Raw genomic sequence first — 25,036 nt, 5'->3', positions numbered from 1 at the left:
CGATGTTTACTGAATGATCAGGTTGTTGAACAACAGATCCTCGACCACCGGCTTGCCGGTTTCGTCATTCATCACCTGCTGGGTCTGCTTCAAGGCTTCCTGACGCAGTTTTTCCTTGCCCTCGATGCTGCCCATCGCATCGGTGGTCTGCTGAGTGAACAGCGCCACCAGTTGATTACGGATCAGCGGCTCGTTGGCCTTGACCAGTTTGGTCGCCTCTTCGCCGGTCACCCGCAGTGCCACGTCGGCCTTGTAGACCTTGAGCTTCGGAGTGCCATCGAGCCCGTAGTTGCCCACGAACGGCGGGCTCAGGGTGATGTAGTTGACCTTCGGCGCCTCGCCCTCTTTGGCTTCTTCGGCCAGCGCTGCCACAGGCAGAGACAGGGCCAGCAACAACATGATCCACGCTTTCACAATTCGCTCCTTATCCGGTTTGCGGCCTAGCATAACGACCCGCCGCGCAAGCACAAGCTTATGGCGGACTATCAGGGCCGGGCATGCTCGTTGACCCGTTGACTGCCACACCTACACTTATCGGCCATCACTCCCAAAGGAATAGCCCTGATGAAAGCCGTGCTGTGCAAAGCCTTCGGCCCTGCCGAATCGCTGGTGCTGGAAGACGTCGCCAGTCCTGTCGCCAAGAAGAACGAAATCCTGCTGGACGTGCACGCCGCCGGGGTCAACTTCCCGGACACGCTGATCATCGAGGGCAAATACCAGTTCAAGCCGCCCTTCCCGTTCTCGCCCGGTGGCGAGGCCGCCGGCGTGGTCAGCGAAGTGGGTGAAAAGGTCAGCCACCTGAAAGTCGGCGACCGGGTCATGGCCCTGACCGGCTGGGGCAGCTTCGCCGAGCAGGTCGCAGTGCCGGGCTATAACGTGCTGCCGATCCCGCCCTCGATGGATTTCAACACCGCCGCCGCGTTCAGCATGACCTACGGCACGTCGATGCACGCCCTCAAGCAGCGCGGCAACCTGCAACCGGGCGAAACCCTGTTGGTGCTTGGTGCTTCCGGTGGTGTTGGCCTGGCCGCCGTGGAAATCGGCAAAGCCATGGGCGCCCGGGTGATTGCCGCCGCCAGCAGCGCGGAAAAACTTGCCGTGGCCAAGGCTGCCGGTGCCGACGAACTGATCAACTACAGCGAAACCAGCCTCAAGGACGAGATCAAGCGTCTGACCGACGGCCAGGGTGCCGATGTGATCTACGACCCGGTCGGTGGCGACCTGTTCGACCAGGCCATCCGCGCCATCGCCTGGAACGGCCGCCTGCTGGTAGTCGGTTTCGCCAGCGGACGCATTCCCGAACTGCCGGTCAACCTCGCTCTGCTCAAGGGCGCGGCGGTCCTCGGCGTGTTCTGGGGCTCCTTCGCCCAGCGCCAGCCGCAGGACAACGCGGCGAACTTCCAGCAATTGTTCGGCTGGTTTGCCGAAGGCAAGCTGAAGCCGCTGGTGTCGCAGGTCTATCCGCTGGGCAATGCCGCGCAGGCGATCAATGATCTGGGGCAGCGCAAGGCTGTCGGGAAAGTTGTGGTGCAGGTGCGCTGAGCAACGGATTAAGCTTCAAGGCCATATCTACCTGCCGGGTAGATATGGCCTTTTTAATTTCCGCAAAACATGACTCCCCTTACATTAATACTTTTAGAAAGCGTTAGTTATATACCTCAGCCATAACGAAAAATATCGGTAGTTTCGCGCCATACAGACACAAGGAGTCACTGTATGAGCGATAAAAACTGGCGACCAGGTCAGACACTGAACCTGGATACAACCGAAATTAACCCGTACAAAGAGCAAAGATATTCCGTTCTGGATGGCGGTGGGTACGACGCAATTACGCGCAACGGCTTGATCAGTCCGACAACGGCGAGGCACTCGCTAAAACAGCGATTTCCTATCGAAAGCGATTATCAAGCCAAACTAAGCAATTTGCCCAATCAGATACAGAGCGAGCTTGTAAACAACGGTGCATCAAGCTCTGCGGCGAGCGTGCCTAGCGACACCACAACGATCTCACGCGAAAAAACGATCGTTGATAATTTAATTCAGCAAAAGACACTCCAATTGCGAAACAGCCTGAGTGAGGCGAATTCCTTTTATGGAAGTGATCCACATACAAAATCAGAGCAGGAGTACATCAATACTTTCAACAGTTACCTCCAGAGAGACCTTCGCCCGGGTGAAACATTTAAACATTGGTCGCGCTCCTATATCGCTGGGTATTCCGCGAAGCTGCACAGCAATGCCATCCACTTGCTCACTCAACGATCTCAACAGCTCAATGCCGCCTACTCGGAAGCATTGGCGCGCCAACACGCAGCCCAACAGGCTGCGGCGGCGGAAGCTGCCCGTGCCACTCAGAGAAGGATCGCGGAACAACAAAACAGACAACGTGAGGCAGAACGGGCTGCCGCAGAAAAGATCAGGCAAGAAAAAGCGGCAGCTGAACTCGTCAGGCAACGCGAGGCGGAAAGAGCAGCGGCAGAAGAGGCTAATCGAGCGACAGCGGAAAGAATTGAGCGGGAGAGAGTTGCCAGCGAGTTCGTAAAACAACGTGAAGCTGCCGAACTGGCCGAGCAACAAAGCAAGCGGAAGATTGCGTCCGAAGCTGCGAACCGATTCGACACTTTACTCAAACACTCAACGCTCGGCCCCTCCGAAAACGCGGTCGAAAAACTGCACCGGATGAAGGAGACGAATAGGAAACTACTTGCCGCACACGTCGAGGCATCCCGAGTCGAGCGTGAATTCAAGGCTTTCTACAATTTCCAAAGACGAAAAAAACGCTGGAACCTGATAAAGAACCTTCAGGGCGAAATACGTGAATTAACGCGGGTTACGAAGGCTACAGAGAAGACAGAAAGCCCCGTTATCAGCGGGGCCACTTCATCTGTTCGCCCTCTGATCGTCAGCTCCGAGGGACTGATCGAGGGATTGGAGAGCCCTCCCTTTTCATTGAGCAAAGCAGTCGAGTCACTGAGCAATCTGCGCACGGCATTGTCTGGAGGTCCGGTCATCGCATTCCTCGCCTCGGTTTTCTATACGCCGACACTAGAAAACGGAGAGCTTCAACGAGGTCGCCTGATTCTGACCATTCCACTGTCACAACTGGTTGATAAGCATCACAAGAAGACATCCGATGGTCCTGAAGGTCTTCGCATTCGTGCGATCTCATCCGCACAAGGCGAACACTCGCAACTCTATCTGCGCTCATACGACCGTGGTCAACCTGTAAGAATCCGGCACGCCACTCTCGTCCCCTCGACGAACCTTTACAGCTTTACCACCGAAGGAACGGACCCGATCACGCTTACCTGGACGCCCAGGATCCCGCCCGGACAAGGCGGTCAAGTCAGCACGGTTTTACCTGCTTTCGAAGCGGGAGTCAGGATTTACCCGGGGGCCAGGGTTACACAAGTTGAAGGCCGGACAGATGAGCATCCGGGATACGATTTCGACAGTCAGGATGACTACATACTGGAGTTCCCGGCCGAGTCAGGGATCGAATCCGTTTACATGATGGCGACACGCGGGGGGCCGCGGTATGAGCCCGGAACAGCGTCGGGGTCTGGGCAGGAAGTTGGTGGCAATTGGCTGGGCAGTGCGACGGAATCGGGTGGCGCGCCATTCCCGGCTCGAATAGCCGATCAGTTGCGCGGTCAGGATTTCAAGAACTTTGATAGGTTCAGGGAAAGTTTCTGGAAGGCAGTAGCCGCTGATCAATCGTTAAGCCAACAATTCGGCAGAGTTGATCTTGAAGAAATGCGCAGTGGCGCAGCGCCTTACACTGACCCAACGGACAATGCAGGTGGTAGAGAGAAGTACGAAATACATCACAAGCAAAGAATTGCAGACAAGCGCGCGGTCTATAACGCGGACAACTTGACCATACTGACTCCTAAAGCGCATATAGAACTGCACAGGCACGGTGTCCAACCATGAAGCTAAAAGACAAGCTGGAAGACTATACAGAAGCTGAATTTTTAAAATTTTTAGAGGGCTTCTATAAAAACACCACTGGATTGTCAGGTGATGCGTATAGCGCTTACTCGAGCGAACGTATGCGTCACTTCGAAAAAATAACTGAACACCCCCGACAGCGGTTAGTTCTCACTCGCCCAATAAATGGCCGAGAAGACAGTCCAGAGGGAGCCTTGGAAGAAATCAAGGAATGGCGCAAGGCCAACGGCAAACCCGGCTTTAAACCTGAATAACAACAGTCAGCGTCCCTGCATGTGACGCTGACTTCATTCAGCTAAAGCAAACTGCGAATATCCTCCGGCAACAGACTCATGTATGTGCGGACCGGGCTGTCCCGACATCCCCTGACAATCGTCGGAATGCGCTTGTTCAGTCTGGCGATCATCGCGAGGCGTTGTTCGTCCGGCAGCTGCGCTTTGTGGAAGACATTGGAAAGGTAAGCCCTGGTGTGAACGAACACCTTGGCATCGATCCACGATTGTTCCGCAATGTTGCCGAAGTATTCGTTCAGGGTGCGGCACTTCAATGCCTTGAGCTGTCGGTTGATGTGAATGGGCTGGTCCAGATCGAGTCTGAAGACCATCGGCGCGTGGACTCGCGTCTGAGCCGGTCTGTCATCTTCGACTGTCCATGGTTTGAAACGCCACTGCTCGACAGCGGCCCTGACCGCTTCGATCAGCTCCGGATGGCTGTCTTGCGCAAAGCTGATCCGGTCGACTGAACCGTCGGCATGGACGGTGAACTCGGCACCCACTTCACCGACCACGCCAGCCCTGAAAAGCCCCCGCGGATAGACCGGCCTCGGGTTGTTCTCCGGAATCAGCAACACCTCTGACGCCCACGCACCTCCCGATGCCATCAGCAAAAACAGCAACACACACCACCGCATGAGCCCTCCCCCCTTCACCGCACGAGTGCCCGATTGGCACCGTCAAAAGGGTAGAGCCCGACGGTCCGAAACAGAACGCCGCGCCTTCTGCATTGTTCGCAGGACATTTCCCAAACCTGCGCCTTACAGAACCCTGAAACCCGGCAGGAAGCTGCCGAAGTAACCTTTCCCACAACGCCGCGTACTTATATCTGAGCGACATGTTCATAAAGGAACGCGCGACCTCCAACATTTCCACTGTTTTGCCGATAGGAAGCGGTGCTATTTTCGGTAACGAAACTGTAACATTCGCATCCGCAGTCAAAACAAGAAATCTGGAGCTCTTGAATGTTTGCTTTCTTTCGTCCTGCCGCACATCAGGCTCCATTGCCTGAAGAAAAAATCGACAGCACCTACCGACGCCTGCGTTGGCAGATCTTCGCCGGCATCTTCTTTGGCTACGCGGGTTACTACCTGCTGCGCAAGAACTTCTCGCTGGCCATGCCGTACCTGATCGACGAAGGCTACAGCCGTGGCGATCTGGGCCTGGCAATGTCGGCCATCGCCATCGCGTACGGTCTGTCCAAGTTCCTCATGGGCCTGGTGTCCGACCGCTCCAACCCGCGTTACTTCCTGCCGTTCGGCCTGCTGGTATCGGCCGGGGTGATGTTCATTTTCGGTTTCGCGCCTTGGGCAACCTCCAGCGTGACCATGATGTTCATCCTGCTGTTCATCAACGGTTGGGCCCAGGGCATGGGCTGGCCGCCGAGCGGACGCACGATGGTGCACTGGTGGTCGCAGAAGGAACGTGGCGGCGTGGTGTCGGTTTGGAACGTGGCGCATAACGTCGGCGGCGGCCTGATCGGCCCGCTGTTCCTGATCGGCATGGGCCTGTTCAACGACTGGCACGCAGCGTTCTACGTCCCGGCTGCCGTCGCCCTGGCAGTAGCGGTATTCGCTTTCGTCACCATGCGCGACACCCCGCAATCGGTCGGCCTGCCGCCGATCGAGAAGTACAAGAACGACTACCCGGAAGGCTACGACGCCAGCCACGAAGACGAATTCAGCGCCAAGGAAATCTTCGTCAAATACGTGCTGCGCAACAAAATGCTCTGGTACATCGCCCTGGCCAACGTCTTCGTCTACCTGCTGCGCTACGGCGTGCTGGACTGGGCGCCGACCTACCTCAAGGAAGCCAAGCACTTTGACGTCGACAAGACTTCGTGGGCGTACTTCTTCTATGAGTGGGCGGGTATTCCGGGCACGCTGCTGTGCGGATGGATGTCGGACAAGATCTTCCGTGGCAATCGTGGCCTGACCGGCATGGTGTTCATGGCCCTGGTGACCGTCGCGACGCTGGTGTACTGGCTGAACCCGGCTGGCAACCCGACCATCGACATGATCGCGCTGTTCTCCATCGGCTTCCTGATCTACGGCCCGGTAATGCTGATCGGCCTGCAAGCGCTGGAACTGGCGCCAAAGAAAGCCGCCGGCACCGCTGCGGGCTTCACCGGCCTGTTCGGGTATCTGGGTGGTTCGGTCGCTGCCAGCGCAGCGATGGGCTACACCGTGGATCACTTCGGCTGGGATGGTGGTTTCGTGCTGCTGGTGGGCGCTTGCCTGCTGTCGATGGCCTTCCTGGCCCCGACCCTGTGGCACAAGCAAGTCGCCAGTCAGAGCCGTGAAGCGGTCGCCTGATCGGCCTTTGACTTACAGCGCTTGAGCCGCGCCTCCAGATTCCGGTCTGGCATGGCGTGGCTGCGCAGGGCGTGAGCGGTCTGCTCGACATAATCGCGAGTAGTGCCGTAACGTCCGCAAGCGCTTTCGAACACCTGGCTCAGCACATGATCCGGCAAGTTGCCGGCATAGCTGGGCAGGTGTCGCTCCAATACGAATCCCAAGGCCTGAACCTGGCTGCCATCTTCGAGTCGGCAGTTAAGCCAGTGTGGGCGATAGGACGGGAACGGCATTTCGCGTTTCCACAACGCATACAGCGCGCTGTCCAGGTTCTCTTCCGGCAACCGGTACGCGAAGCCGCTGCACGAACCGCCTCGATCCAGGCCAAAGACCAGACCCGGCATTTCCGGCGTGCCGCGATGCTCGTGAGACCACAGGTACAAGCCACGATGGTAGCCATGCACCCGCCCGCGTACCCGCTCGACGGCTGTGCATTCCGGCCGCCAGATCAGCGAACCGTAGGCGAACAGCCACACCGGCCCGCCCTTGTGGCGTGCCATGGTCGATTGCATGGAAGCGAGAAGTTGTTCGTGCGTCAGCTGCGGCCCAAGATCGAGCCGCGGAGGGTAAGCCAGGTTCAGAAAAGCGTTTTCAATGGCGCTCATGGCGAATAGCGTTCAGCTCCCCGCGGGTGAAGAATTACTTAATAGAACGCACCGCTGTAACAATAAGGCACATATGTTTTAAGGCAATTTGAGTGCCATGGCACAGTTCTTAATTGATTGCCTGATGGATATATAACCTACCGGTATTTATGTAACTACATAAATACCGATCGGCTATATGGAGAGTTATAACGAACTCAGGAACGGGGTGCGTAAGCAAACACATCCGCACGCATCTGATGGGCATCCATCCCTGCTTCGACCAGCGCATCCAGCGTGCCGTAGACCATGGCCGGAGAGCCACTGGCATAGACGTGCAGCGATTTCAGATCAGGGAAATCCTCACATACCGCTTCGTGCAGCATGCCGCAGCGCCCTTCCCAGCCGCACTGATCACTGACGACCTTGTGCAGGAAAAGATTGGGCAACTTCAGCCATTCGTCCCAATGCTCGATTTCATAAAAATCTTCCGGACGACGCACGCCCCAATACAGATGCACCGGGTGTTTGAAGCCCGTGGCCCGGCAATGCTCGATCAGGCTGTGGATCTGGCCCATGCCAGTACCAGCGGCGATCAGCACCAGCGGCCCGTCCGGCAGTTCCGCCAGGTGGGTATCGCCGAACGGCAGTTCGACCCGCACCATCGGGTTGCGCCTGAGCTGATCGATCAGGCTCAGCGCACTGGATTCGCGCGCCAGCACATGGATTTCCAGATCGCGCCCGCCGTGAGGCGCCGAAGCCATGGAGAACGCCGATTTCTCGCCATTCTCGCGCTCGATCATCAAATACTGACCGGCGTGATAGCGCGGCGGCTTGCCGGCCGGTGCCCGCAGGCGCACACGAAAGGTATCGCCACCAACGTCCCGGCATTCGATGACCTGACACGACACGCTGCGCACCGGCAGTTCTCCCAGCGCGAGCACGCCATCCCACAGCACGATGCAGTCTTCCAGCGGCTCCGCAATGCAAGTGTAGAACTCGCCGTGGTCGTGCACCTTGCCGGCCTGTTCGACCCGACCTTCCACCAGCAGCGCCGCACACACATGGCAGTTACCATTGCGGCAGCTTTGCGGGCATTCGTAGCCCAGGCGCCGTGCACCATCGAGAATCCGCTCTCCGGGCTGTATCTCGAGCACCGCTCCGGAGGGCTGCAGGGTTACACGCATCAATCTATTCCTAACTGATTCCAGATGGCATCGATCCGTTGGGTGACGGCGTCATCCTTGACGATGACGCGGCCCCACTCGCGAGTGGTTTCTCCCGGCCACTTGTGGGTGGCGTCCAGGCCCATCTTCGAGCCAAGCCCCGACACCGGCGAGGCGAAGTCGAGGTAGTCGATCGGCGTGTTGTCGATCATCACCGTGTCGCGCTTGGGGTCCATGCGCGTGGTGATGGCCCAGATCACGTCGTTCCAGTCCCGCGCGTTGATGTCGTCGTCGGTGACAATAACGAACTTGGTGTACATGAACTGTCGCAAAAACGACCAGACACCCAGCATCACGCGCTTGGCGTGGCCCGGATACGACTTCTTCATCGTCACCACGGCCATGCGGTACGAGCAGCCTTCCGGCGGCAGGTAGAAGTCGGTGATCTCCGGGAACTGCTTCTGCAGGATCGGCACGAACACTTCGTTCAGCGCCACGCCGAGAATCGCCGGCTCATCCGGCGGACGGCCGGTGTAGGTGCTGTGGTAGATCGGTTTGATCCGGTGGGTGATGCGCTCGACGGTGAACACCGGGAAGCTGTCGACTTCGTTGTAGTAACCGGTGTGGTCGCCGTACGGGCCTTCATCGGCCATCTCGCCGGGATGGATCACGCCTTCAAGGATGATTTCGGCAGTCGCCGGCACTTGCAGGTCGTTGCCACGGCACTTCACCAACTCCGTGCGGCTGTCGCGCAGCAGACCGGCGAAGGCATATTCGGAGAGGCTGTCCGGCACCGGCGTCACCGCGCCAAGAATGGTCGCAGGATCCGCGCCAAGGGCCACGGACACCGGGAACGGCTGGCCCGGATGCTTCTCGCACCACTCACGGAAATCCAGCGCGCCGCCACGGTGGCTGAGCCAGCGCATGATGACCTTGTTGCGGCCGATCACTTGCTGACGGTAGATGCCGAGGTTCTGTCGATCCTTGTTCGGGCCTTTGGTGACGGTCAGGCCCCAGGTGATCAGCGGCGCCACGTCGCCCGGCCAGCAAGTCTGCACCGGCAGCATCGCCAGATCGACGTCGTCGCCTTCGATGACCACTTCCTGGCACGGTGCGTCTTTGATGACTTTCGGCGCCATCGCGATGATCTTGCGGAAGATCGGCAGCTTCGACCACGCGTCCTTCAAGCCCTTCGGCGGTTCCGGTTCCTTGAGGAACGCCAGCAGCTTGCCGATTTCGCGCAGTTCGCTGACCGACTCGGCGCCCATGCCCATGGCCACCCGCTCAGGAGTGCCGAACAGGTTGCCGAGCACCGGAATGTCGTAGCCGGTCGGTTTTTCGAACAGCAGCGCCGGGCCCTTGGCCCGCAGCGTGCGGTCGCACACCTCGGTCATTTCCAGCACCGGCGAGACGGGAATCTGGATGCGTTTCAACTCTCCGCGCTGCTCAAGCTGCTGCACGAAATCCCGAAGATCCTTGAATTTCATTGACGATGGCACCCTCAAAATAGGCGTACATCCTACCTGCTCTGACGGGCAAACAGCAGCCCGTCAGCATCAGGCCTCGCTCAATTGTGGCTCGTCCCCAGCAGCAGAGGTGCAAACAGCGGGCTCAGCCGGGAGCTCCCCGCGTCCGAAAGATGATCCTCATCCTTGTACTGCGAATGGCCGTTGACCTCGATGCTGCAGACGCCATTGCTGCACATCAGCGGCGTTGGATCGATCACGTGCACACCCGGATCAGCGGCGCTCATGGAGTCGAACAGGCGGCTGAGGAAATGCTGGCGCGCCAGATGTTCCTCAAGCGGACGACCCAGCCCTTCGGCGGACCTTCCGATCCGCGCCAGGCTGGTCAAGCGGTTGATGGCGCCTTTGCGTTGCAGTGGCACCTCCTTGAACAGCCAGACTTGCGCCCCCGTCGCCCTCAATGCGGCAACCCGCGCCTTCAGCGCTGCGGCCATGCGTTGCTCGGCCTGGACGGTATCGTCTTGCGAATTGAGCAGCACCTTCTTATCGCCGTCTTCGCGGCCATACACGTAAAGGCTCCAGTTGGACGCCAGCACCACATCCTTGATGCCGAGGCTGCGCACACGTTCCATGGTCTGTTCGTTGAAATCCTTGCAGCGCTGACGCGGGTCGTCGCTGAGAATCGGCGGGCACGCGCTCATGCTGTACAGCCAAACCGGACGCCCCTCGCGACGGGCATTATTCTCGATGGCCGGCAGCAAGGCGGCGGCGTGGCTGTCGCCCCAGAACAATTGAGTGGCCGGAACACCCTCGTTGCCACCCACCAGACAGGCCTTGTCCAGCTCTTTATCCTGAGTCACCAGCATGCATTTCATCTGCCCTGCACGCCACTCACGGGACTGTGCATACTCCAGCGCTTTACCGGTCAGACGCTGAGGGACACCGTCGGCGGAACGGATCGCCGACCCCGTCGCCACGAGTGCAACGATGGCGACCAGACCGCCTGCCAGCACTGCATTACGCGAGGCGAGCAAGCGTTTTTCGCGAAACGGCAGCTCGATATAGCGCAGACTCAGCCAGGCCAAGCCCAGCGCCAAGGCTATCCAGCCGATTGCTTCAACAGGCTGAATGCCATCGATGGAAATCGCATTGGCGTAGACAAACACCGGCCAATGCCAAAGATAGAGCGAATACGAAAGCAAGCCGACCCAGACCAACGGCCGCAGACTCAAGAGCCGCCCGGTGAGGCTCGCACCTTGCGCGCCCGACCAGATCAGCGCCGTCGTCCCCAGCACCGGCAACAACGCTGCCCAGCCCGGAAAAACGGTGGATTTGTCAAAATTGAACACCGCGACCAGCACTGCCGCCAGACCGGCCAGCCCCACGGCCTGATACAACCACGGACGCACCGCCTGCTTCGGCGCCGGAATTACCGCGAGCATCGCACCGCAGAGCAACTCCCAGGCCCGGGTAGGCAGCGAGAAGAAGGTGAATTCCGGCTTGTGTTCAATGCTGGCGATGTTCAGGCCGAACGATACCAGCAACACGGCGAACAGCATCCAGCGCCAATGGCGGAAATAACGAATCAGCACCGCCATCAACAGCGGAAAGAAGATGTAGTACTGCTCTTCCACCGCCAGCGACCAGGTATGCAGCAGCGGCTTCAGATCCGAGGCTGGCTGGAAGTAGCCGTCCTCGCGCATGAATAGAATGTTGGAGATGAACAGCGACTGATAGCGCACTGTTCGCCCGAGTTCGGCGAAGTCCTTGGCCGTCAGCAGCAACCAGCCCAGTGCCAGCGTCACCAGCATGACCACGCTCAGGGCAGGAATGATGCGGCGGGCGCGGCGTGCCCAGAAATCAATGAAGCTGAAGCGTTGAGCGCTGATTTCGCGGAATAGAATCGTTGTGATCAGGAAGCCGGAAATGACGAAAAAAACGTCAACCCCGACAAAACCGCCACTGAATGTACTGAATCCAAAATGAAACAGTACGACGGGAATAACCGCCAGAGCTCGTAATCCGTCGATATCACGGCGACTGCCAAACGTGTGCATGACCTTTCTCGTTCTGGATACAGAGTCCTTGGAAAGCGCGAAAGTTATCAGCCACGTGCATTTCAATCCAGATACAAATAATCCGTCGCGAAAAAAAAGCGCCCTTATGGGGCGCTTTTTTCAAACAACAGAGTATTACTTGCGCTTCATCGACAGGAAGAACTCGTCGTTGGTCTTGGTCGTCTTCAGCTTGTCGACCAGGAACTCGATGGCCGCCACTTCGTCCATCGGGTGCAGCAGTTTGCGCAGGATCCACATACGCTGCAGCTCATCGTCGGCAGTCAACAGCTCTTCGCGACGAGTACCGGACTTGTTGATGTTGATGGCCGGGAAAACACGCTTCTCGGCGATACGACGGTCCAGTGGCAGCTCCATGTTACCGGTGCCCTTGAACTCTTCGTAGATCACTTCATCCATCTTCGAGCCGGTTTCAACCAGCGCGGTGGCGATGATGGTCAGCGAGCCGCCTTCTTCGATGTTGCGCGCGGCGCCGAAGAAACGCTTCGGTTTCTCCAGGGCGTGGGCATCGACACCACCGGTCAGCACCTTGCCGGAGCTCGGGATCACGGTGTTGTAGGCACGGGCCAGACGGGTAATGGAGTCGAGCAGGATCACCACGTCCTTTTTGTGTTCGACCAGGCGCTTGGCCTTCTCGATCACCATTTCAGCCACTTGCACGTGACGGGTCGGCGGCTCGTCGAAGGTCGAGGCAACCACTTCGCCGCGCACGGTGCGCTGCATTTCGGTCACTTCTTCCGGACGCTCGTCGATCAACAGCACGATCAGGTGAACTTCAGGATTGTTACGGGCGATGTTCGCTGCAATGTTCTGCAGCATGATCGTTTTACCGGCTTTCGGCGGTGCAACGATCAGACCGCGCTGGCCTTTGCCGATCGGGGCGCACAGATCGATCACACGACCGGTCAGGTCTTCGGTGGAACCGTTGCCGGCTTCCATCTTCATGCGCACGGTCGGGAACAGCGGGGTCAGGTTCTCGAAGAGAATCTTGTTCTTCGCGTTCTCAGGACGATCGAAGTTGATCGTGTCGACCTTGAGCAGGGCGAAATAACGCTCACCTTCCTTCGGAGGACGGATCTTGCCAACGATGGTGTCACCGGTGCGCAAGTTGAAACGGCGGATCTGGCTCGGCGAGACATAGATGTCGTCAGGACCGGCGAGGTAGGAAGCATCAGCGGAGCGCAGGAAGCCGAAGCCGTCCTGGAGAATCTCCAGCACGCCATCACCGGAGATTTCCTCACCGCTTTTAGCGTGCTTTTTCAGCAGGGAGAAAATCACGTCCTGCTTGCGCGAACGGGCCATATTTTCTATGCCCATCTGTTCGGCCAATTCGAGCAGTTCGGTAATCGGCTTTTGCTTGAGTTCAGTCAGATTCATATAGGAATGACGTAATCATTTATGGAGGGGGGAAATTAAGCTTTTGGCTTAATGAGGCCGCGCCGCGGAGAAGGCGACAGGATCGCTTACTTATTCGAAAGGAGTGCGTCGGCGACGGCTAGCAGGGGGCAGTGGAGAAACCAGTGCGGGGCCGAATGTACCACCTGAGTTTCGGAGCGTCTAGCCCTGAATACGCAAAAAGCCCCGCAATTTGCGGGGCTTTTTCAGGACAATCCTTACCGCGACGCTTAGAGGTTGGCGTCGAGGAAAGCAGCCAGTTGCGACTTCGACAGAGCGCCGACCTTGGTCGCTTCCACGTTGCCGTTCTTGAACAGCATCAGGGTCGGAATACCACGTACGCCGTGCTTGGCAGGGGTTTCCTGGTTTTCGTCGATGTTCAGCTTGGCGACAGTCAGCTTGCCTTTGTAAGTCTCTGCAATCTCGTCCAGAACCGGAGCAATCATTTTGCAAGGGCCGCACCATTCAGCCCAGTAGTCGACCAGGACAGCGCCTTCGGCCTTGAGTACGTCGGCTTCGAAGCTAGCGTCGCTAACGTGTTTGATCAGATCGCTGCTCATGGAATTCTCCAGGTTGTAAGCAAAAAAACGTGGCCCATCATAGCCGCCCTTCCCTTGTTCAGGAAGCCGCAGATGATTGAGTCTTGCTATGGCACTCGATGAGTTTGGGTATAGCTCAAGTCACGCGCTGGCGGGGGCGATGAAGGAAATTCCAGTACGCAGGGCCGCGTTGCGCACGTGTTCCTGCATGGCTTTCTGTGCAGCGGCTGACGCCCGACGGGCCAGTGCGCGAAGGATCTTGCGATGCTCTTGCCAGGTTTCCATGGCCCGCTCGGCGCGGATGAACGGTAGTTTCTGGCTCTCCAGAAAGATGTCGGCGCTGGCGGTGAGGATGCTCAGCATCGCCTGATTGCCGCTGGCCAGCAGAATCCGCCGGTGGAATTCGAAATCCAGTTTCGCCGCTGCCTCGAAGTCACCGGCGCGCAGTTGCTCGCGCATGGCCGCGACGTTGTCTTCCAGTTCGTCCAGATCAAACGTGCTCAACGTCACCGCCGCCAGCCCGGCCGCAAACCCTTCCAGCGCATAGCGCAACTGAAAGATTTCCAGCGGCGAAGCCTGGGCGGCAAACGGCCAGGCCGGCGCGCCCTCGCCGCGCGGCAATTCCACCGGCGCCTGCACGAACACGCCTTTGCCCGGCTGAATGCTGACCACACCCAACGCACTCAAGGACGACAACGCCTCACGCAACGACGCGCGACTGACGCCCAGTTGAACCGCCAGATCCCGCTGAGAAGGCAATGCATCGCCCGGACCGAAGCCCTGCTCGGTAATCAGTTTACGGATCGCTTGCAGCGCCACTTCGGGTACGGCGCGGGAGATCGAGTTCATGGTTTTCCAGACGGACCAAGCCAAGGTGCGGCCAGTTTTAATGCTATTCGAGAGATCAGGCAAGTCGTGCCCCAGCGGGGTTCGACGGTGCGCGTCGATGCGCTATCGCAGTGCGAAACCCGATCTGACTGTTCAGACCAGTAAGACCGAATAAACCCGCTAAACACGTGGCTTTGCATAGCGAAATCGGCGTTTTGGCACGGCCCGTGCTCTGTCCGATCGCAGAATTCACTTCCCGCCGATCCGGAGATTGTCCATGACGAAGCGTTACAGCGCCCTCCTCGCCGCCCTGTTTGCCGGTCTGATGCTGAGCCAGGCCCCCGCCCATGCCGACGGTCTGGATGACGTGGTCAAACGCGGCACCTTGAAAGTCGCCGTGCCCCAGGACTTCCCGCCGTTCGGCTCGGTCGGCCCGGACATGAAACCGCGCGGCCTCGATATCGACACCGCGAAACTGCTGGCCGACCAGCTCAAGGTCAAACTGGAACTGACCCCGGTCAACAGCACCAACCGCATCCCGTTCCTCACCACCGGCAAGGTCGACCTGGTGATTTCCAGCCTCGGCAAGAACCCCGAGCGCGAGAAGGTCATCGATTTCTCCCGCGCCTACGCGCCGTTCTACCTCGCCGTGTTCGGTCCGCCGGAGGCAGCCGTCAGCACCCTCGACGACCTCAAGGGCAAGACCATCAGCGTCACCCGGGGCGCCATCGAGGACATCGAGCTGACCAAGGTCGCTCCCGAAGGCGTGACCATCAAACGCTTCGAAGACAACAACTCGACCATCGCCGCCTACCTCGCAGGCCAGGTCGACCTGATCGCCAGCGGCAACGTAGTGATGGTCGCGATCAGCGAGAAGAACCCGAAACGCGTACCGGCGTTGAAAGTGAAGCTCAAGGATTCGCCGGTCTACGTCGGCGTGAACAAGAACGAGCCGGCGCTGCTGGGCAAGGTCAACGAGATCCTGACCACCGCCAAGGCTGACGGCGCACTGGAAAAAAATGCGCAGACCTGGCTCAAAGAGCCGCTGCCGGCCGATCTCTGATCGGCGACGCGGGAGACTTTCATGGCCTATCAGTTCGATTTCTTGCCGGTGGTGGAAAACACCGACCTGCTGCTGCGCGGGGCGTTGTTCACCCTTGAGCTGACGGCCATCGGCGCGCTGTTCGGGGTTGGCGTGGGCATCGTCGGGGCGCTGGTGCGGGCATGGAACATCCGCCCGTTCTCGACGATCTTCGGCGTGTACGTGGAGTTGATCCGCAACACGCCGTTCCTGGTGCAGCTGTTCTTCATCTTCTTCGGCCTGCCGTCCCTCGGCGTGCAGATATCCGAGTGGCAGGCGGCGGTGCTGGCGATGGTGATCAACCTCGGTGCGTACTCGACCGAGATCATCCGCGCCGGCATCCAGGCGATCCCGCGCGGGCAGCTGGAAGCAGCGGCGGCGTTGGCGATGAGCCGCTTCGAAGCGTTCCGCCACGTGGTGCTGCTGCCGGCACTGGGCAAAGTGTGGCCGGCGCTGAGCAGCCAGATCATCATCGTCATGCTCGGTTCGGCGGTGTGTTCGCAGATCGCCACCGAGGAGTTGAGCTTCGCCGCCAACTTCATTCAGTCACGCAACTTCCGCGCCTTTGAAACCTACGCCCTGACCACCCTCATTTATCTGTGCATGGCACTGCTGATCCGTCAGCTGTTGAACTGGCTCGGTCGGCGCTACCTGTCGAAAAGCAGCGCAAGGAGCAGCCAATGAGCGACTTCACGTTCTGGGACATCCTGCGCAACCTGCTCACCGGCCTGCAATGGACGCTGGCGCTGTCGCTGGTGGCATTCATCGGCGGCGGGATCGTCGGGTTGCTGATCCTTATCATGCGCATCTCGAAAAACCCGCTGCCCAGCAGCATCGCCCGCACCTGGATCGAACTGTTTCAGGGCACACCGCTGTTGATGCAGCTGTTTCTGGTGTTTTTCGGCGTGGCGCTGGCCGGGGTGGAGATTTCACCGTGGATGGCGGCGGCGATTGCCCTGACGCTGTTCACCAGTGCTTATCTGGCGGAGATCTGGCGCGGCTGCGTCGAGGCGATTCCCCACGGTCAGTGGGAAGCTTCGTCGAGCCTGGCGCTGAATCCGCTGGAGCAACTGCGCTACGTGATCCTGCCGCAGGCGCTGCGCATCGCCGTAGCGCCGACCGTGGGTTTTTCGGTGCAAGTGGTCAAGGGCACCGCCGTGACCTCGATCATCGGCTTCACCGAACTGACCAAGACCGGCGGCATGCTCGCCAACGCCACTTTCGAACCGTTCATGGTCTACGGCCTCGTCGCCCTGGGCTACTTCCTGCTCTGCTACCCGCTGTCCCTCAGCGCGCGCTACCTGGAAAGGAGACTGCATGCCTCTGCTTAGAATTTCCGCCCTGCACAAATACTACGGCGATCACCACGTGCTCAAAGGCATCGACCTGAGCGTAGAGGAAGGCCAGGTGGTGGCGATCATCGGCCGCAGCGGCTCGGGCAAGTCCACCCTGCTGCGCACCCTCAACGGTCTGGAGTCGATCAACGACGGTGTGATTGAAGTCGACGGCGAATACCTGGACGCCGCCCGCGCCGACCTGCGCAGCCTGCGGCAAAAGGTCGGGATGGTGTTCCAGCAGTTCAATCTGTTTCCGCACCTGACGGTGGGCGAAAACGTGATGCTCGCACCGCAAGTGGTGCAGAAAGTGCCCAAGGCCAAAGCGCAGGAACTCGCGCGGCGGATGCTGGAACGTGTGGGTCTGGGTGAGAAGTTCGATGCCTTCCCTGAGCGTCTCTCCGGTGGTCAGCAACAGCGCGTGGCGATTGCCCGGGCGCTGGCGATGTCGCCGAAGGTGCTGCTGTGCGACGAGATCACCTCGGCGCTGGATCCGGAGCTGGTCAACGAAGTGCTCAGCGTGGTCCGCCAGCTCGCGAAAGAAGGCATGACGCTGATCATGGTCACCCACGAAATGCGCTTCGCCCGGGAGGTCGGGGACAAACTGGTGTTCATGCACCAGGGCAAGGTGCACGAGGTGGGCGATCCGAAAGTGCTGTTTGCCGATCCGCAGACGCCGGAACTGGCGAATTTCATTGGCACCGTGGAAGCGACTGCCTGAAGGATCTTCAGGAGCTTTTCTGGCCTCATCGTCGGATCGCCGCCCGGACCAAGCCCGCTCCCACAGGGTTCTCTAACGGGATACGGTTTTGTGTTCGACACAAAACCTGTGGGAGCGGGCTCGCCCGCGAATGGCCGCGCCGCGGTCTTGAGACTTTATGCGCTGAATCAAGGGTTTGAACCATGCGCGTTGGCGGCAGCGTTTGATCGTGGCACGATGTCGGGGTTATCGACCGAGACCCCCTGACCATGCCGCAATCCCAAGCCAAGAATCTGTCCCTGATCGCCGCGATCGACCTGGGCTCCAACAGCTTCCATATGGTGGTGGCCAAGGCCCAGAACGGCGAAATCCGTATTCTCGAACGGCTCGGAGAAAAAGTTCAGCTGGCCGCCGGCATCGACGATGAGCGCCAGCTCAACGAAGAATCCATGCAGCGCGGCCTCGACTGCCTCAAGCGCTTTGCCCAACTGATCAACGGTATGCCGCTGGGCGCCGTGCGGATCGTCGGCACCAACGCCCTGCGCGAGGCGCGCAACCGTGGCGAATTCATCCGCCGCGCCGAAGAAATCCTCGGTCATCCGGTGGAAGTCATCTCCGGCCGTGAAGAGGCCCGCCTGATCTACCTCGGCGTGTCCCACACCCTCGCCGACACCCCGGGCAAACGCCTGGTCGCCGACATCGGCGGCGGCAGTACCGAATTCATCATCGGCCAGCGTTTCGAACCGCTGCTGCGCGAAAGCCTGCAAATGGGCTGCGTGAGCTTCACCCAGCGCTATTTCAAGGACGGCAAGATCACCCCGGCCCGCTACGCCCAGGCCTACACGGCGGCGCGGCTGGAAATCATGAGCATCGAACACGCCCTGCATCGCCTGACCTGGGATGAAGCCATCGGCTCCTCGGGCACCATCCGCGCCATCGGCCTGGCGCTCAAGGCCGGCGGTCACGGCACCGGCGAAGTGAATGCCGAAGGTCTGGCGTGGCTCAAGCGTCGCCTGTTCAAGCTCGGCGATGTCGACAAGATCGATTTTGAAGGCATCAAGCCGGATCGCCGGGCGATCTTCCCGGCGGGCCTGGCGATTCTCGAAGCGATCTTCGATGCTCTCGAACTGCAACGCATGGATCACTGCGAAGGCGCGCTGCGTGAAGGCGTGCTGTATGACCTGCTCGGCCGCCATCACCACGAAGACGTGCGCGAACGCACCCTGACCTCGCTGATGGAGCGCTACCACGTCGACCTGGAACAGGCGGCACGGGTCGAGCGCAAAGCCCTGCATGCTTTTGATCAAGTGGCAGAGGACTGGGAACTGGAAGACGGCATCTGGCGCGAACTGCTGGGCTGGGCGGCGAAAGTGCACGAAGTCGGGCTCGACATCGCTCACTACCACTACCACAAGCACGGCGCCTACCTGATCGAACACTCGGACCTCGCCGGATTCTCCCGCGAAGATCAGCAAATGCTTGCCCTGCTGGTGCGCGGCCACCGCCGCAACATCCCCAAGGACAAGTTCGCCGAGTTCGGCGACGACGGCGACAAGCTGATCCGCCTGTGCGTGCTACTGCGTTTCGCCATCCTGTTCCACCACATCCGTGGCACCCAGGCGATGCCGCAAGTGACGCTGCATGCCAATGGCAACCACCTCGACGTGGAATTCCCGGAGAACTGGCTGGATGAAAACCAGCTGACCCAGGCGGATTTCGGGCTTGAGGCCGAGTGGCTGACGCGGGTGGGGATTGTCCTGACCGTGCATTGAGTAACGGGCAGGCACAAAAAAGGCGATCCGGATGGATCGCCTTTTTTGTGGCTTTGAAACCTGCGGTCAGCTGCTCACCGGCAGAATCGGGCTACCCAGCCGTTCCAGCAACGTCGCCTGCGCACTGCGCGGGTTCTGGTTGCCGGTCGGCGTGTTGCGGATGTAGCGGCCGTCCGATTGCAGGCTCCAGCTGTGGGTGTTGTCGGTCAGGTACAGCTCCAGCTCTTTCTTGACCCGGGTCAGCAGCTTCTTGCCTTCCACCGGGAAGCAGGTCTCGACGCGCTTGTCGAGGTTGCGCTCCATCCAGTCGGCGCTGGACAGGAACATCTGCTCCTCGCCACCGTTGAGGAAGTAGAACACTCGGGTGTGCTCAAGGAAGCGGCCGATGATCGAGCGCACGTGAATGTTGTGCGAAACCCCGGCGATGCCCGGACGCAGACAGCACATGCCGCGCACCACCAGATCGATGCGCACGCCGGACTGGCTGGCCTTGTACAGCGCGCGGATGATCTTCGGATCGGTCAGCGAGTTGAACTTGGCGATGATGTGCGCCGGTTTGCCGTCGAGCGCAAATTGCGTCTCGCGGGTGATCATGTCGAGCATGCCCTTCTTCAGGGTGAACGGCGCATGCAGCAGCTTCTTCATGCGCAGCGTCTTGCCCATGCCGATCAACTGGCTGAACAGTTTACCGACGTCTTCGCACAAGGCGTCGTCGGAAGTCAGCAGGCTGTAGTCGGTGTACAGGCGGGCGTTGCCGGCGTGGTAGTTACCCGTGCCGAGGTGCGCGTAACGCACGATCTCGCCCTGCTCGCGGCGCAGGATCAGCATCATCTTGGCGTGGGTCTTGAAGCCGACCACGCCGTAGATCACCACCGCCCCGGCCGCTTGCAGACGGCTGGCCAGTTGCAGGTTGGATTCTTCGTCGAAGCGCGCACGCAGCTCGATGACCGCCGTCACTTCCTTGCCGTTACGCGCGGCATCCACCAGCGCATCGACGATTTCCGAGTTGGCGCCAGAGCGGTACAGGGTCTGGCGCACGGCCAGAACATGCGGATCCTTGGCGGCCTGGCGCAGCAGATCGACCACCGGGGTGAACGACTCGAACGGGTGCAGCAGCAGGATGTCCTGCTTGCTGATCACGCTGAAAATGTTCTCGCTGTTTTGCAGCAGTTTCGGGATCTGCGGCGTGAACGGCGTGTATTGCAGCTCCGGATGACTGTCCAGACCGGTGATGCTGAACAGACGCGTCAGGTTCACCGGACCGTTGACCTGATACAGCTCGGTCTCGCTCAGGTTGAACTGCTTGAGCAGGTAGTCCGACAGGTGTTTCGGGCAGGTGTCGGCGACTTCCAGACGCACGGCATCACCATAACGGCGGGAGAACAGCTCGCCACGCAGGGCGCGCGCCAGGTCTTCGACGTCTTCGGAATCGAGCGCAAGGTCGGCGTTCCGGGTCAGGCGGAACTGGTAGCAGCCCTTGACCTTCATGCCCTGGAACAGATCGTCGGCGTGGGCGTGGATCATCGACGACAGGAACACATAGTTGTCGCCGGGGCCGCCGACTTCTTCCGGCACCTTGATGATCCGCGGCAACAGACGCGGCGCCGGGATGATCGCCAGACCGGAGTCGCGACCGAAGGCATCGATACCTTCGAGCTCGACGATGAAGTTCAGGCTTTTGTTCACCAGCAACGGGAACGGGTGCGTCGGGTCGAGACCGATCGGGGTGATGATCGGCGCGATTTCGTCGCGGAAGTAGCGACGCACCCAGGTTTTGATCTTGGTCGTCCAGTGGCGACGACGGATGAAGCGCACCTGATGCTTTTCCAGCTCCGGCAGCAGGATGTCGTTGAGGATCGCGTACTGGCGATCTACGTGACCGTGCACCAGCTCGCTGATACGGGCCAGGGCCTGATGCGGTTGCAGGCCATCGGCGCCGGCCTGTTCACGGGCGAAGGTGATCTGCTTCTTGAGGCCGGCGACGCGGATTTCGAAGAATTCGTCGAGGTTGCTGGAGAAGATCAGCAGGAACTTCAGCCGCTCCAGCAACGGGTAGGACTCGTCCAGCGCCTGTTCCAGCACGCGGATGTTGAACTGCAGTTGCGACAATTCCCGGTGGATGTACAGGCTGCTGTCATCCAGACCGGGAATCGCGATCGCCGGAACCGCCACGACAGGCTCTGCCGCCTGCGCGGGTGGCGCAGGCTCGAGTTCCGGCGGGGTTTCGGTAATCTGCTCGACCACGGGTTGAGCGTCTTTTACGGCAACTTCAGTGAGTCCTTCGGTATTCATCGAATGTTCCTGGGAGGGCTATTTCTGCTCTCGTAACAATTGAGCGGCACGGACAGCAAAGTAAGTCAGGATGCCATCAGCGCCGGCACGTTTAAAGGCGGTCAGGGATTCGAGGATCACGGCTTCGCTCAACCAGCCATTCTGGATCGCCGCCATGTGCATGGCGTATTCGCCGCTAACTTGATAGACGAAGGTCGGCACTTTGAAGGCATCTTTTACCCGGAACAAAATGTCCAGGTACGGCATGCCGGGTTTGACCATGACCATGTCCGCGCCTTCAGACAAGTCCGCGCCCACTTCGTGCAGGGCTTCGTCGCTGTTGGCCGGGTCCATCTGATAGGAGGCCTTGTTCGCCTTGCCCAGGTTCGCCGCCGAACCCACGGCATCGCGGAACGGGCCGTAATAGGCGCTGGCGTACTTGGCCGAGTAGGCCATGATCCGCACGTTGACGTGACCGGCCAGCTCCAGCGCTTCGCGGATCGCCTGGATGCGGCCGTCCATCATGTCCGACGGGGCAACCACCTGGGCGCCCGCAGCAGCGTGGGACAAGGCTTGTTTGACCAGTGCATCGACGGTGATGTCGTTCTGCACATAGCCTTCTTCATCGAGAATGCCGTCCTGACCGTGTGTGGTGAACGGGTCGAGGGCGACATCGGTGATCACGCCCAGCTCGGGGAATCGGTCACGCAGCGCACGGGTGGCGCGCTGGGCGATACCTTCGGGATTCCAGGCTTCGGCGGCATCGAGGGATTTGAGTTCAGGCGGGGTGACCGGGAACAGCGCCAGCGCCGGAATTCCCAGCTCGACCCATTTGGCGGCTTCTTCAAGCAACAGATCGATGGTCAGGCGCTCGACACCCGGCATCGAAGCCACAGCTTCGCGGCGGTTTTCACCGTCGAGCACGAACACTGGCAGGATCAGGTCATCGACCGTCAACACATTCTCACGCACCAGCCGCCGGGAAAAATCATCACGGCGATTGCGACGCAGGCGGGTGGCAGGGAACAGACGGTTGGCTGGGGTAAAGCTCACGGCAGACTCCTGAGCCCGCGCAAACGGGCGAGCGTGACAGTTATAGACGGCCATTATGACTAACAGATGACAGTTGTGTGAGACCCGTGACATGTAGCCGCATTCCATTCTCAGCGTAGGAATTGTTCACGTCGAGACACATTTCGACACTTTCCTGAATGTGTCCGAAGGGTTAGGCTGCGCGTTCATTTCGCCAGCACCCAGACAATGCTCCAACAATTTCTGCATGACTTCGGCTACTTTGCCCTGTTTCTCGGGACGTTTTTCGAAGGCGAAACCATCCTGGTGCTCGCGGGCTTCCTCGCGTTCCGTGAATACATGGACATCAAACTGGTGGTGGTCGTGGCGTTCTTCGGCAGCTACGCCGGCGATCAGCTGTGGTACTTCCTGGGCCGCAAGCACGGACGCAAATTGCTGGCGCGCAAACCGCGCTGGCAGATGATGGGCGACCGCGCGCTGGAACACATCCGCAAGCACCCGGACATCTGGGTCTTGAGCTTTCGCTTCGTGTACGGCCTGCGCACGGTGATGCCGGTGGCAATCGGCCTCTCGGGCTATCCGCCGGGACGCTATCTGCTGCTCAACGGTATCGGCGCCGCGATCTGGGCCACCGCACTGGCTGCTGCTGCTTACCATTTCGGCGCCGTGCTCGAAGGCATGCTCGGCAGCATCAAGAAGTATGAGTTGTGGGTACTGGGCGCGCTGTTGATACTCGGCCTGGGCCTGTGGCTGCGCCGCCGGTTCAAGAATGCCCGGCTGGCGAAAAAGGTTTACGAGGAAGAACAGGCCGAGCTGCTGGCCAAGGCCGAACGGCACAAAACCGAAATGACCAACGCCGCCGATCCTAAGACGCCAGCCGAGTAAGTCGCTGGCGGCAGCCATACAGCGCGATGCCGCTGAGCAGGCTGTAACAGAGCAGACCGATCCATATCCCCGGGCTGGCCGGCCACAGCCCGACCAGCGGCGCCAGCCACGCCAGCGGCAGGTTCGATGCCAGCCGCAATACTTCCAGTTTGCCCGCCCAGGGGCGATTCTCCAGGGCCACGCCCAACACGAACAAACCGAACGCCACCGCGCCCCAGCCCAGTACCAATGCACGGGTGGGCAGACTGTGTTCCAGATTCATCAGATAACTGCCCAGCGCCACATAGACGCCAAACTGCAACCCCACGTACCACTGCTGACGGCTGTTCAGCGGCACTTCGAATTTGCGGAACTGACTCAGGTCCGGCTTGTTCATCGGTAACTTCGCCGCGACGTCTGCCGGACGCCAGCCGGTGCGCATGAACCAGATGCGGATCTTGTCCCACACATGCTCGGCACGGCGCGCATCGTCCCACAGCTGCGCGTAGAACTGCAGGTTGGCCCACAACGGATTCCAGCTTGCCAGCGGTGTGGTCACGCCGAAAATCACCGGTTCGTTGTCGTCCTCTTCCTGGAACGAGCCGAACAGACGGTCCCAAATAATGAACACCCCGCCGTAGTTGCGATCCATGTAGAGAGCGTTCTGTGCATGGTGGGCCCGATGATTGGACGGCGTGACGAAGCACCACTCGAACCAGCCGAGCTTGGGAATGTGCCGGGTATGGACCCAGAACTGATACAGCAGATTCAGCGCCGCAACGCTGACGAACACCAGCAAAGGCACCCCGAACACGGCCATCGGCAGGTAGAAGATCCAGCTCAGCAGAAACCCGGTGCTGGTCTGGCGCAAGGCCGTGGAAAGGTTGTAGTCCTCGCTTTGGTGATGCACCGAATGCGCCGCCCAGAGAATGTTCCGTTCATGACCCATGCGATGCAGCCAGTAATAGCAGAAATCATAGAAGACAAAGGCAAACACCCAGACCCAGACGCTGTCCGCAGGCAAGCTGAACAGCGCCAGATGCTCCAGGGCAAACCCATAGGTCACCAGGCCCACGCCCTTGGTCAACAGGCCGGTGGTGGTCGACAACACCCCGGTGCTGATGCTGTTCACCGCATCGGCCAGGCGATAGTTGCTCACCCCGCGCCAACGGTCGGCGATGAGCTCCACCGCAATCAACACGAAGAAAAACGGTACCGCATACAGGATGAAGTTCATGACGCGCCCTGGTCGGAATCTGTAGCACAGATCCTAGGTGTAGCCGCGGCTTGATCCTATGGCAACGAACGACAAATTAGAGGACATTTAGCGCCATGAATCTGGAGAGAAA

Annotated in this window: 22 protein-coding genes; 10 read left to right on the top strand and 12 right to left on the bottom strand. The window is 59.7% G+C overall.

Annotated elements, in window-relative coordinates:
• Positions 1-6: 6 nt before the first annotated feature.
• Positions 7-414 (bottom strand): flagellar basal body-associated protein FliL, encoded by a 408-nt coding sequence (locus QLG12_RS23075; RefSeq protein ID WP_007951814.1) that lies wholly within the window; start codon positions 412-414, stop codon positions 7-9.
• Positions 415-564: 150 nt separating this feature from the next.
• Between QLG12_RS23075 and QLG12_RS23070 the strand changes: the two genes are divergently transcribed.
• The 3 genes from QLG12_RS23070 (at position 565) to QLG12_RS23060 (ending at position 4,208) form a co-directional block, all read left to right on the top strand.
• Positions 565-1,542 (top strand): NADPH:quinone oxidoreductase family protein, encoded by a 978-nt coding sequence (locus tag QLG12_RS23070; protein WP_011336478.1) that lies wholly within the window; start codon positions 565-567, stop codon positions 1,540-1,542.
• Between the two features lie 174 nt (positions 1,543-1,716).
• Positions 1,717-3,936 carry an S-type pyocin domain-containing protein gene (locus tag QLG12_RS23065; RefSeq protein ID WP_282475280.1) on the top strand — a complete coding sequence of 740 codons (2,220 nt, stop codon included), beginning with the start codon at positions 1,717-1,719 and terminating at the stop codon, positions 3,934-3,936.
• The gene (locus QLG12_RS23060; protein WP_197867138.1) at positions 3,933-4,208 is read left to right on the top strand and encodes a bacteriocin immunity protein; all 276 of its coding nucleotides are present in this window, start codon (positions 3,933-3,935) and stop codon (positions 4,206-4,208) included. The genes QLG12_RS23065 and QLG12_RS23060 overlap by 4 nt, the downstream gene beginning before the upstream one ends.
• 41 nt (positions 4,209-4,249) lie before the next feature.
• On the opposite strand, the gene QLG12_RS23055 is transcribed toward QLG12_RS23060, so the two are convergent.
• Complete coding sequence (locus QLG12_RS23055; protein WP_236192260.1) at positions 4,250-4,864, bottom strand: energy transducer TonB; 615 nt, start codon at positions 4,862-4,864, stop codon at positions 4,250-4,252.
• A gap of 327 nt (positions 4,865-5,191) precedes the next feature.
• Here QLG12_RS23055 and glpT point away from each other — a divergent pair, with 327 nt between their 5' ends.
• Positions 5,192-6,541: a glycerol-3-phosphate transporter gene (glpT, locus tag QLG12_RS23050; protein ID WP_197867136.1), complete on the top strand. Its 1,350-nt coding sequence runs from the start codon at positions 5,192-5,194 to the stop codon at positions 6,539-6,541.
• Here the strand turns inward: glpT and QLG12_RS23045 are convergent.
• The 7 genes from QLG12_RS23045 to QLG12_RS23015 all read right to left on the bottom strand — a co-directional run bounded on the left by QLG12_RS23045 (position 6,517) and on the right by QLG12_RS23015 (position 14,654).
• Entirely contained in the window at positions 6,517-7,185 is a 669-nt protein-coding gene (locus QLG12_RS23045) for a gamma-glutamylcyclotransferase (RefSeq protein WP_064379938.1), read from the bottom strand. The two genes, glpT and QLG12_RS23045, sit on opposite strands and share 25 nt — an antisense overlap.
• A gap of 197 nt (positions 7,186-7,382) precedes the next feature.
• Positions 7,383-8,351 (bottom strand): CDP-6-deoxy-delta-3,4-glucoseen reductase, encoded by a 969-nt coding sequence (locus QLG12_RS23040; RefSeq protein ID WP_064379936.1) that lies wholly within the window; start codon positions 8,349-8,351, stop codon positions 7,383-7,385.
• Positions 8,351-9,817, bottom strand: coding sequence for a 4-hydroxy-3-polyprenylbenzoate decarboxylase (gene ubiD, locus QLG12_RS23035; protein ID WP_064379935.1), 1,467 nt, complete (start codon positions 9,815-9,817; stop codon positions 8,351-8,353). The genes QLG12_RS23040 and ubiD overlap by 1 nt, the downstream gene beginning before the upstream one ends.
• 80 nt (positions 9,818-9,897) lie before the next feature.
• The gene (locus QLG12_RS23030) at positions 9,898-11,853 is read right to left on the bottom strand and encodes an acyltransferase family protein (RefSeq protein WP_197867134.1); all 1,956 of its coding nucleotides are present in this window, start codon (positions 11,851-11,853) and stop codon (positions 9,898-9,900) included.
• Positions 11,854-11,988: 135 nt separating this feature from the next.
• Positions 11,989-13,248 (bottom strand): transcription termination factor Rho, encoded by a 1,260-nt coding sequence (gene rho / locus QLG12_RS23025; protein ID WP_011336486.1) that lies wholly within the window; start codon positions 13,246-13,248, stop codon positions 11,989-11,991.
• Between the two features lie 248 nt (positions 13,249-13,496).
• Positions 13,497-13,826 (bottom strand): thioredoxin TrxA, encoded by a 330-nt coding sequence (trxA, locus tag QLG12_RS23020; protein ID WP_064379931.1) that lies wholly within the window; start codon positions 13,824-13,826, stop codon positions 13,497-13,499.
• Positions 13,827-13,946: 120 nt separating this feature from the next.
• Positions 13,947-14,654 (bottom strand): FCD domain-containing protein, encoded by a 708-nt coding sequence (locus tag QLG12_RS23015; protein ID WP_007951828.1) that lies wholly within the window; start codon positions 14,652-14,654, stop codon positions 13,947-13,949.
• A gap of 256 nt (positions 14,655-14,910) precedes the next feature.
• Between QLG12_RS23015 and QLG12_RS23010 the strand changes: the two genes are divergently transcribed.
• From QLG12_RS23010 to ppx, 5 genes are all read left to right on the top strand, one after another.
• Complete coding sequence (locus QLG12_RS23010; RefSeq protein WP_197867133.1) at positions 14,911-15,696, top strand: transporter substrate-binding domain-containing protein; 786 nt, start codon at positions 14,911-14,913, stop codon at positions 15,694-15,696.
• Positions 15,697-15,717: 21 nt separating this feature from the next.
• Positions 15,718-16,398 carry an amino acid ABC transporter permease gene (locus QLG12_RS23005; RefSeq protein WP_011336489.1) on the top strand — a complete coding sequence of 227 codons (681 nt, stop codon included), beginning with the start codon at positions 15,718-15,720 and terminating at the stop codon, positions 16,396-16,398.
• Positions 16,395-17,045, top strand: coding sequence for an amino acid ABC transporter permease (locus tag QLG12_RS23000; protein WP_011336490.1), 651 nt, complete (start codon positions 16,395-16,397; stop codon positions 17,043-17,045). Before QLG12_RS23005 ends, QLG12_RS23000 begins: the two co-directional genes overlap by 4 nt.
• Positions 17,032-17,769, top strand: a complete 738-nt coding sequence (locus QLG12_RS22995; RefSeq protein WP_011336491.1) for an amino acid ABC transporter ATP-binding protein — start codon at positions 17,032-17,034, stop codon at positions 17,767-17,769. Before QLG12_RS23000 ends, QLG12_RS22995 begins: the two co-directional genes overlap by 14 nt.
• A gap of 248 nt (positions 17,770-18,017) precedes the next feature.
• Entirely contained in the window at positions 18,018-19,520 is a 1,503-nt protein-coding gene (ppx, locus tag QLG12_RS22990) for an exopolyphosphatase (RefSeq protein WP_064379928.1), read from the top strand.
• 66 nt (positions 19,521-19,586) lie between these two features.
• On the opposite strand, the gene ppk1 is transcribed toward ppx, so the two are convergent.
• The gene (gene ppk1 / locus QLG12_RS22985; protein ID WP_011336493.1) at positions 19,587-21,812 is read right to left on the bottom strand and encodes a polyphosphate kinase 1; all 2,226 of its coding nucleotides are present in this window, start codon (positions 21,810-21,812) and stop codon (positions 19,587-19,589) included.
• An 18-nt stretch (positions 21,813-21,830) separates the two neighbouring features.
• On the bottom strand, positions 21,831-22,844 hold the full coding sequence (gene hemB, locus QLG12_RS22980) for a porphobilinogen synthase (RefSeq protein WP_282475279.1): 1,014 nt from the start codon (positions 22,842-22,844) through the stop codon (positions 21,831-21,833).
• 207 nt (positions 22,845-23,051) lie between these two features.
• Between hemB and QLG12_RS22975 the strand changes: the two genes are divergently transcribed.
• Positions 23,052-23,708: a DedA family protein gene (locus tag QLG12_RS22975; protein ID WP_064379925.1), complete on the top strand. Its 657-nt coding sequence runs from the start codon at positions 23,052-23,054 to the stop codon at positions 23,706-23,708.
• On the opposite strand, the gene QLG12_RS22970 is transcribed toward QLG12_RS22975, so the two are convergent.
• The gene (locus tag QLG12_RS22970) at positions 23,689-24,924 is read right to left on the bottom strand and encodes a sterol desaturase family protein (RefSeq protein ID WP_282475278.1); all 1,236 of its coding nucleotides are present in this window, start codon (positions 24,922-24,924) and stop codon (positions 23,689-23,691) included. The genes QLG12_RS22975 and QLG12_RS22970 overlap by 20 nt on opposite strands.
• Positions 24,925-25,036 lie beyond the last annotated feature (112 nt).

The sequence above is a fragment of the Pseudomonas sp. V88_4 genome (genome assembly GCF_029967985.1).
In the GTDB taxonomy this organism is placed as follows: domain Bacteria; phylum Pseudomonadota; class Gammaproteobacteria; order Pseudomonadales; family Pseudomonadaceae; genus Aquipseudomonas; species Aquipseudomonas glycinae.
Note: the sequence above shows the minus strand (reverse complement) of the source record. Positions and strands in the feature narration are given on the sequence as shown.